This window comes from Clostridium tarantellae (assembly GCF_009295725.1).
GTDB lineage: Bacteria > Bacillota > Clostridia > Clostridiales > Clostridiaceae > Sarcina > Sarcina tarantellae.
Map to the genome: position 1 here is coordinate 1 of NZ_WHJC01000134.1, position 9,351 is coordinate 9,351.

Consider the following 9,351-nt stretch of genomic DNA (forward strand, 5'->3'; position numbering starts at 1 on the left):
ATATAATATATATAAAGATTTTGAAATAGTTAATGATAGTACTTTAAGTGAGGCTATTGATAAATTAATTAACATATTATAATTATTCTTCCAAAAAGTCTTTTTATTAAAAAAATAATATTTTAATGGAGGATATAAGTATGAAAATTATGGTTATAAATGGACCAAATTTAAATATGTTAGGAATAAGAGAAAAAAATATTTATGGAGTAATGGATTATAGTGATGTTGTAAAATATATAAAAAATGAAGGAGAAAAATTATCTTATGATATTACTTGTGTTCAAAGCAATATAGAAGGAGAAATAATTAATTTTATTCATTCAGCTTATTTTGATGAATATACAGCAATTATAATAAATCCAGGTGCATATACTCATTATAGCTTAGCTATTTATGATGCTTTAAAAGCAGTAAATCTTCCTTGTGTAGAAGTACATTTAAGTAATATACATAAAAGAGAAGAATTTAGACATAAATCAGTTACAGCAGCAGCATGTATAGGACAAATTTCAGGATTTGGAGTTTATGGATATATATTAGCAATTAAAGCTTTAGAAAATTATATACAAGAGAGTGTAGGTTAAATAAGTTTAAAGTTAAATTTTATAAGAAAATGTTGAGAATTTTCATAAAGAGGGGAATATGTGATGAATATTACTATTGTAGGGCTTGGAGTTATTGGAGGTTCCTATGCTATGGCTTTAAAAGAAAGTGATTATAATATTTATGGTATAGATATTAATTATGATACTATAAAAAAAGCCAAAGATTTATTGATTATAAAAGATGGGGCTTTAGATAATGATATTAAAAGTAAAGAATTTATAAAAAAAACAGATTTACTTATTTTATGTATTTATCCTAAATCTATAAAAAAATTTATTGAAAAGTATAAAGTTTATTTTAAAAAAGGGTTAATTATAACAGATGTTACAGGAATAAAAGATAATTTTATAAATGAAGTAGAGAATTTATTGCCTAGAGAAAAAAATATAGATTTTATTTTTTGTCATCCTATGGCGGGAAGAGAAAAACGAGGATTAAATTATGCTTGTGGAACTATATTTAAAAAAGCTAACTTTATAATAACTCCTACTGAAAATAATAAAGAAGAAAATTTAAGGTTTATTGAAGAACTAGCTTTTTTAATGAAGTTTAAAAAAGTTAAAAGATTAAGTGCTAAAGAACATGATTTAATAATATCTTTTACTAGTCAATTACCTCATGCTATTGCAGTATCACTTATAAATAGTGATAATTTAAATATTAAAACTGGTGATTTCATAGGGGACAGCTATAGAGAACTTACTAGAATAGCTAATATAAATGAAGATCTTTGGTGTGAACTGTTTTTAGGAAATAAAAATAATTTAATAAAGAGAATAGATGATTTTCAAGAAAAGTTAGATATATTAAAAAAATGTTTAGTTAATGAAGAAGAAGAAAGTTTAAAAGAAATATTTAAAGAATCTACAAGAAAAAGAGAAGTACTAGAATAAAATAAATATACTATTTTACAAAATAAAACAAATATGTAAATATGTGATATAATAAACCTATAGTTTTAGCTTTTATATGGAGGAAACGTTTATGAGAAAAATATTTTCAAGTATGTTACTTATTTTAGTTTTATTTATTTCCTTAATGGGATGTGGAACTATAGCTAAAGAAAAAACTCCTTCTGATTTAGTAAATGATTTTCTAAAGGCAGTGTCTCAAAAAAATATTGATGCAAGAGAAATGTGTATAGGTGTTAATAAAGAAAATAGTATAGGAAATAGAAGTGAGGATGAAAAGATATTTTTTAATGAAGTATTTTCAAAATTTCAAGGAGAGGTAACTGCTGAACATTTAAATGAGTCAGAAGCTAAAGTAGAAGTTAAAGTAAAAGGTATAGATACAGGAAGAGTTGTAGATGAAACTGTTCGAGTAGCATACCCTATGATTATGGAGGCTTCACAAACAAAAGAAAGAGAAACAGGAGAAGGGTATTCATCAGAAAAAATAGATAGATTAATGACAGAGTCTTTAATGAAATTACTTAAAAATCAACAAGTTGAAGAAAGAACAGGAACTATTAGCTTAGTTAAAAATAATGATAAATGGCTAGTAGAGACTAATGGAGAATTAATGAGAATATTGGTAGGAAATATTCCTACAGGTTATTCTAATTAATTTAAATAAATTAAAAATTAGAATAAAAACATCACCTTGTTTTTTATACAAGATGATGTTTTTTATTATAAAAATTTATGATTTTATAAATTTTATAGTAGCATATCCTAAAACACCTACAGTTATACCTAGAGTTATAGCAGTTATAAGTTTTTTATCCATAGTTAGGCATTTTTCCTTTAAACAATTACAATTTTTAGAAAGGGATTTTCTAATTTCATGTTTTTTAGAAAAGTCATATAGTCCATCTTTAAATTTTTGAACTACATTATTGATTTTAATATTTTTATTCATATCATCTTTTAAATCATAAATTTTAAATAAAAAGTCATTAATTTTATCTTTAGATTCATTATTAGAAAACTTAGAATGATATTTGCAAGTATCATATCTTTTCATTTTGTTTAAAATATATTTATATTCTTTATTAGTATTAACTCCAACGCTTCTATTCATAAATATCACCTCATATTGTAGTATTTACAATTTTATTTTATATAAACATAAAATTATAGTAAAATAATTTATAAGCAATAATTTATAAATTAAAGTTAAGAAAGAAGTGAAGTATTATGTTAGATATATCCTTATTAGGAACTGGTGGTGGAATGCCAATGCCAAATAGATATCTTTCAGCTACTCTTATGAGTTACAAAGGAAGAAAAATTTTAATAGATTGTGGAGAAGGAACACAAGTATCCATGAGATTATTAGGATGGGGATTTAAAACTATAGATATTATATGTATAACTCATACCCATGGAGATCATATAATTGGATTACCAGGATTACTTGGTACTATTGGTAATAGTGGAAGAGTAGAACCATTAACTATTATAGGACCGAAAGGAATTAAAGATGTAATAGATGGATTAAGAACTGTAGTTCCTGTTTTACCTTATGAAATTAATGTAATTGAAAATCCATTAAAACCTATTATGATAAAATCAACTAAGGAAAGTTTTAAAATAGAAGATAATGGTGATATAATATTATCCACAATAGAATTGGACCATGGAATGCCTTGTATAGGTTATAATTTTTATATTAAAAGAACTGCAAAATTTAATATGGAAAAAGCTATTGAAAATAATGTACCTAAAAAGTTATGGGGAATGTTACAAAAACAAGAGGAAGTAACTGTAGATGGAAAAATATATTATTCTTATATGGTATTAGGTGAAGAGAGAAAAGGATTAAAGGTAAGTTATATAACAGATAGTAGACCTGTTGAAGGGTTAGAAGAGTTTATAAAAGATAGTAATCTATTTATTTGTGAAGGAACTTATGGAGATGATAGTGATATTGAAAAAGCAATAAAAAATAAACATATGACTTTTAGAGAAGCAGCTACTTTAGCTAAAAAAGGGAATGTACATAAACTTTTATTAACTCATTTTAGTTCTGCTATGAATGAGCCAGAAAGTTATAAAAATAATGCTTTAGAGGTTTTTGCAAATACCATAATAGGTGAGGATAGATTAGTTTTAAATTTAAAATTTGAAGATAGATAATATTTATAGGAGTTTTTTATATATTAAGAGGTGAAGTAATGGCTAAAGAAAAAATAGTAAAGACAAATGCTATGAGGATATTAGATTTTAAAAAAGTTTCTTATGAAATGTTAAGTTATGAAAGTAATGATGGTAAAATAGATGGAATTTCTGTAGCTCATAAAATTGGAGTGGATGAAAAATATGTTTTTAAAACTTTGGTAGCTCAAGGAACAAGTAAAGAGCTTTACGTTTTTGTTATACCAGTAGAAGATGAGTTAGATTTAAAAAATTCAGCTAAAATAGCAGGAGAAAAGAAAATTGAAATGATAGCTGTTAAGGATATAATGAAGTTTACAGGTTATATAAGGGGAGGTTGTTCTCCTATAGGAATGAAAAAATCTTATAAAACTTTTATACATGAAAGTGCAAAAGATTTAGATTATATAATAGTTAGTGCAGGGAAAATAGGACATCAAATAAAACTTAAGCCTAATGATTTATTAAATATAGTTGAAGGTAAATTTACATTGTTAATAAAATAAATAAGTTAAAATATTAAATTTTTAGAAGAAACTAAATTTGATTTGGTTTCTTTATTTTTGATTTCAAGACTGAAAAATGAAAATATGTAAATTTAATTACAAAAAAAATTACTTATGATATAATTATTATTTAAGTGTAAAAATGGGGAGAGGAGATGAAGATTATGAACAATAAAATATTTATTTTATTTAGATTACTTCTAGGTTTTATTTTATGTGCAACTTCTACAGTTTTAATGTTAAATTCTAACTTAGGATTATCGCCATGGGATGTTTTTCACCAAGGAGTATCAGGATTAACAGGAATAACCATAGGACAAGCTAGTATAATGGTAGGATTTGTTTGTGTGGGTATAGGAATTATTTTAGGCGAAAAGGTTGGGTTTGGAACTATTTTAAATATGATTTTAGTAGGACAATTTATGGATATAATTATGAATATGAATATTATTCCCGTATCTAATAATATTTTAATAAGTATTATAATGATGCTTATAGGTATGTTTATAATGGGATTAGGATGCGTTTTATATATAGGATGTGGAATTGGATGTGGTCCAAGGGATGGGCTAATGGTAGGATTAAGTAAAAAATTTAATAAATCTATTAAATTTATAAGAAGTTTTATTGAAATAAGTGTTTTAATATTAGGATATTTTTTGGGAGGAAAAGTTGGATTAGGAACAGTTATAACAGCCATAGCATTAGGATACTGTATACAACTAACTTTTAAAATATGTAGATTTGATGTTACTAAAGTTAAACATAAATCTTTAAGTGATGGAATTAAAAAATTAAAAATAAATTAAAATATGTTTATTAAAAATTTTTGTATTTATATTGTAATGCTGTACTGATAATACATAAGATTTAAAATAAAAATAAGTAACTTTCATGTTTTAAAAGTTACTTATTTTTTATATTTTAAAGTACTATTATTAGAAATTTAATTTTTATTAAAATAATGGAATTATTTAGACAAATATCTTCCCATAATAACTCCCATAGCTGATGCCATCATTAAACCTCTTGTCCAACCACTAGAGTCACCAAGACAATATAATCCTTTTATATTAGTTTCAAAATTTTTATCTAAATCTATTTTATTACTATAGAATTTAATTTCAGGTCCATAAAGCAAAGTTTCTCTACTAGCAAATCCAGGAACTACAGCATCCATAGCTTGGATGAAATTTAATATATTAGTCATTGTTCTATAAGGCATAGCAGAAGTTAAATCACCAGCTTCGGCATCAGGAAGAGTATGTTTTACATTGGATTGATATAATTCTTTTTCCCATGTTCTTTTACCATCTAATATATCTCCATATCTTTGAACTAATATTTTCCCATTACCAAGCATATTAACAAGTTCTGCTACCTTTTTGCCATATTCTATTGGTTCATTAAAAGGTTGGCTAAAATTATGAGAACTTAATATAGCTAAATTAGTATTATCAGATTTTATATTTTTATAAGAATGACCATTTACTATAGCTAAATCATTATCATAATTTTCTTGGCTAACAAAGCCACCTGGGTTTTGACAAAAAGTTCTAACTTTATCATTAAAAGGAGCAGGATAACCAATAAGTTTTGATTCATAAAGTACATTATTTACAGATTCCATAACTTCATTTCTAAGTTCAACACGTACTCCTATATCTACTGTACCAGCTCTATGATTAACTTTATGTTTAATACACATATCTTTAAGCCAATCAGCACCTTTTCTACCAGTAGCAACAATAACTTTATCACTATATACATTGTTTATATATTTTTTTGTTTTTGAGTCAGCTAATGATATTCCTTTAATTTTATTATTATCTACTATTAAATCTGAAACAACAGTATCAAATTTTATTTCAACTCCTGATTTTATTAAATGTTGTTGAATTTTAAAATAAATTTCTTGTGCTTTTTCAGTGCCTAAATGTCTAATAGGACAATCTATTAATTTTAATCCACCAACAATAGCTTTTCTTCTAATTTCTTTAACCGCATCAGTGTTATCAATTCCTTCAACTCTAGTGTCAGCTCCAAAATCTAAATAAATAGTATCTGTATAATCAATAAATTCTTGAACTATTGGTGATCCTATTAGTTCAGGTAAATCTCCACCAACTTCATAATTTAATGACAATTTTCCATCAGAAAATGCTCCAGCACCTGAAAAACCAGAGGTTATATGACAATAAGGTTTACAAGACACACATTTTTGTGTTTTTGATTTTGGACAAGAGCGTTTGTCTATAGCTCTTCCTGCTTCAATTAATAAAATGTTTACTTCAGGTTTTTCTTTTTTTAATTCATATGCAGTAAATATACCGGCTGGTCCAGCTCCTACTATTATTACGTCAAAATTCATGTATGTACCTCCCAGATTTAAATTAGTAATATTTAGTGTACTTATAGGAAAGAACTATTTACGGTAGTTCTGTAGAAACATCCAATCCATATTGTTAGATTTATACAAGTGAACATTAAATTAAAATTAAAATTAAAAGTTCGTAATACAAATTTATTTTAAAGGATAAATTTTGAAAATGCAATAGTTAAGCATATATTTTATTGAAAAAATGTAAAAATATTCGCAGGTTGATAAATGCAATAAAAAGATGTATAATGGAATAAAATGTAAAAAAGTTACATAGTTGATTAATATACAGAAAATAATGTATATTATAAATAGCAATGTTTGGGTTATAGGGTGAAAATTGAAAAAACTCAAAGAATTCGGGGGAGAAAATGATGAATAAAAAGAAAATGGCATTAGTATTAATGACAGCCTCGGCAGCATCCATAACTACCGCTCATTTTACAACACAAAAAGCTTATGCTACTGAATTAAATGAAAACAATTCACAATCTAAATCAGAAGTTAAAAAAGGAAAGGTTGTAAATGTAAATACTAGTTTAAGAATAAGAAAAAGTTCAAATATTAATTCAGAAGTTATTGGTCATTTAGCAAATGGAGAAGTATTTGTAATAAAAGGTAAAAGTAGTGAATGGTATCATGTAAATGCTAATGGAAAAATAGGATATGTACATAAAGATTATGTACAAGAAATAGAGGGAACATCAAGTTCTGGAGGAGGAGAATCAGCAACATCATCACGAGGACAAGTTGTAAATGTTACTTCAAGTTTAAGAGTAAGAGCAAGTGGAAGTACAAATTCAAAAATAGTTGGACATTTGAGTCCATCACAAACTTTTAACATAAAGTCAAAAAATGGAGAATGGTATCATATAGATGCTAATGGCTTAGTGGGTCATGTTCATGAGGATTATGTAAAAGAATTAAATGGCAATTCTTCAGATGAAATACCGCCAACAGATGATAATGTTAAAGGAAAGGGAAAAGTTATAAATGTCACTTCAAGTTTAAGAATAAGATCAAGTGCAAGTACAAATTCAGCAATAGTAGGTTCACTTAGCCCAGGACAAACTTTCGATATAAAGGGAAAAAGTGGTTCTTGGTATCATATAAATAGTAATGGAACTGTAGGATATGTTCATGGAGATTATGTAAAAGAGATTTCAGATGAAAATAATTCAGGAGATGGTTCTCAACCAGAAGAATCTAATGAATTTTGGGGAAAGGTTGTAAATGTATCAACAAGCTTAAGAGTAAGAACAAAACCTAGTACTAATAGTACTATAATAGGATCTTTATATCCAGGAGAAAAAGTTAAAGTATTAGCCACTTCTGGAAATTGGTACAAGATAAATTTTAATGGTTCTACAGGGTATGTTAGTAAAGATTATATTTCTAAAACTGAAGGTAATAATGAAGATAGTAATGAAGATAGTACAGCTACATTTAACAAAGTTTTTAGTATAATGAAAGAACATATAGGTACTCCATATATTTATGGAGGTTCAGGTGAATATTTAACAGCATCTTTACTTAAAGATTTAAGAAGAAGATTTCCAGATCATGCAGCAAGAGGATTTTACGATATAAATCCAAGGTTTGTAGATGCTGGATATAGAGCTTTTGATTGTTCAGGATTAATGCAATGGGCTTTTAATAAAGTTGGTATTGGTATAGGAAGAACAACTTGGGATCAAATTGAGGCTGGGGTTGAAGTAAATGTTAAAAATGTTAAGCCAGGAGATTTATTATTTTATCATGATTTAGGACATGTAGGTATGTATATAGGAAATAATCAATGGATTGAATCTCCAAATAAAAATGCTACAATTAGAATTACTAATGTACAGTGGAATAAAATAGGAAGAGCAAGAAGAATAATTAGATAAAACTAAAAGTGTGTAATCATAAAGATTTGTGATTATACACTTTTTTTTAGAGATAAATTTTAATGTGGAACAATTTTAATTAATATAACATATTAATAATAGTGTAACTAAAAATTATATAAAAGGGAAGTGTTATTATGGTGGTTAAGACTACAACTTATATGCTATATAATCCTGAAAGTTCATATCAGATTGGTAATGGAACTAGTATGACACAACTACCAGTTAATGAATCAAGGATAGCATTACCTATGGGATATATTTCAAGTGAAAAGCTTGATAGTTTACCAATGAATACTGAATTAAATGGAAGTTGGGGACCGATAGCTTGGGATATTGATTATAATATAGATGTTTCTGATTTAACTAATAGTTTTTTTAAAGTAAAAATAAATCTTTTTGGTATTCATATAATAAATACAACTATTGATAAAGATAATACTAAAATAAATGTTGATTTATCAGTATCTGGAGTTGGAATAGTGGCTACATTAGGAGTAGATTTTATTAATAGAAGATTATATTTTTCTGGAGATTTAAATTTTGTTGTTTACATTAAAAAATTTGATATTACACTTTTAAAATTTTAACTTATAGTAAAGTGTAGAATTTTTATATAAAATCACAAATATTCAAGTGTGGCGAAAGCCACTTTTTTATTCTTTAGGAAATTATAATTTTGAGAATCTGTGGATAACTTTAATTAAAGTGCCGAAGGCGGTCTGCCAAGCAGATTTTATTGTATTAATGAATACCACAGGTTTTACCTGTGGTTCTAAAAAGCTTATAGCTATGAGTAGAAAAAAATAAAACCTCCGATGTAAAATAATAGTAGGTTTGCCGACCAAAACTTAATTTTACAAGGA

10 protein-coding genes and 1 riboswitch are annotated in these 9,351 nt (G+C 26.1%); of the genes, 8 read left to right on the top strand and 2 right to left on the bottom strand.

Features of this window, described 5'->3' with window-relative positions; genetic code table 11:
- Window positions 1-140: 140 nt before the first annotated feature.
- The 3 genes from aroQ (at window position 141) to GBZ86_RS09545 (ending at window position 2,178) form a co-directional block, all read left to right on the top strand.
- On the top strand, window positions 141-587 hold the full coding sequence (gene aroQ, locus GBZ86_RS09535; RefSeq protein ID WP_152890088.1) for a type II 3-dehydroquinate dehydratase: 447 nt from the start codon (window positions 141-143) through the stop codon (window positions 585-587).
- Window positions 588-650: 63 nt separating this feature from the next.
- The gene (locus GBZ86_RS09540; protein WP_152890090.1) at window positions 651-1,502 is read left to right on the top strand and encodes a prephenate dehydrogenase; all 852 of its coding nucleotides are present in this window, start codon (window positions 651-653) and stop codon (window positions 1,500-1,502) included.
- Between the two features lie 91 nt (window positions 1,503-1,593).
- Window positions 1,594-2,178 (top strand): hypothetical protein, encoded by a 585-nt coding sequence (locus GBZ86_RS09545; protein WP_152890092.1) that lies wholly within the window; start codon window positions 1,594-1,596, stop codon window positions 2,176-2,178.
- Between the two features lie 75 nt (window positions 2,179-2,253).
- Here GBZ86_RS09545 and GBZ86_RS09550 read toward each other — a convergent pair whose 3' ends face one another.
- Window positions 2,254-2,634, bottom strand: a complete 381-nt coding sequence (locus tag GBZ86_RS09550; protein WP_152890094.1) for a hypothetical protein — start codon at window positions 2,632-2,634, stop codon at window positions 2,254-2,256.
- A gap of 116 nt (window positions 2,635-2,750) precedes the next feature.
- Between GBZ86_RS09550 and GBZ86_RS09555 the strand changes: the two genes are divergently transcribed.
- The 3 genes from GBZ86_RS09555 to GBZ86_RS09565 all read left to right on the top strand — a co-directional run bounded on the left by GBZ86_RS09555 (window position 2,751) and on the right by GBZ86_RS09565 (window position 5,025).
- On the top strand, window positions 2,751-3,692 hold the full coding sequence (locus GBZ86_RS09555; protein ID WP_152890096.1) for a ribonuclease Z: 942 nt from the start codon (window positions 2,751-2,753) through the stop codon (window positions 3,690-3,692).
- A 38-nt stretch (window positions 3,693-3,730) separates the two neighbouring features.
- On the top strand, window positions 3,731-4,216 hold the full coding sequence (gene ybaK, locus GBZ86_RS09560; protein ID WP_152890098.1) for a Cys-tRNA(Pro) deacylase: 486 nt from the start codon (window positions 3,731-3,733) through the stop codon (window positions 4,214-4,216).
- Between the two features lie 164 nt (window positions 4,217-4,380).
- On the top strand, window positions 4,381-5,025 hold the full coding sequence (locus tag GBZ86_RS09565) for a YczE/YyaS/YitT family protein (protein ID WP_207707436.1): 645 nt from the start codon (window positions 4,381-4,383) through the stop codon (window positions 5,023-5,025).
- A 161-nt stretch (window positions 5,026-5,186) separates the two neighbouring features.
- Here the strand turns inward: GBZ86_RS09565 and GBZ86_RS09570 are convergent, their stop codons facing one another.
- Complete coding sequence (locus tag GBZ86_RS09570; protein WP_152890102.1) at window positions 5,187-6,587, bottom strand: NAD(P)/FAD-dependent oxidoreductase; 1,401 nt, start codon at window positions 6,585-6,587, stop codon at window positions 5,187-5,189.
- A 24-nt stretch (window positions 6,588-6,611) separates the two neighbouring features.
- A riboswitch (purine riboswitch) is annotated at window positions 6,612-6,715 on the bottom strand.
- Window positions 6,716-6,970: 255 nt separating this feature from the next.
- Between GBZ86_RS09570 and GBZ86_RS09575 the strand changes: the two genes are divergently transcribed.
- Window positions 6,971-8,485, top strand: a complete 1,515-nt coding sequence (locus tag GBZ86_RS09575) for a C40 family peptidase (RefSeq protein WP_152890104.1) — start codon at window positions 6,971-6,973, stop codon at window positions 8,483-8,485.
- 137 nt (window positions 8,486-8,622) lie between these two features.
- Window positions 8,623-9,075 (top strand): hypothetical protein, encoded by a 453-nt coding sequence (locus GBZ86_RS09580; RefSeq protein ID WP_152890106.1) that lies wholly within the window; start codon window positions 8,623-8,625, stop codon window positions 9,073-9,075.
- The last annotated feature ends 276 nt before the right edge of the window (window positions 9,076-9,351 follow it).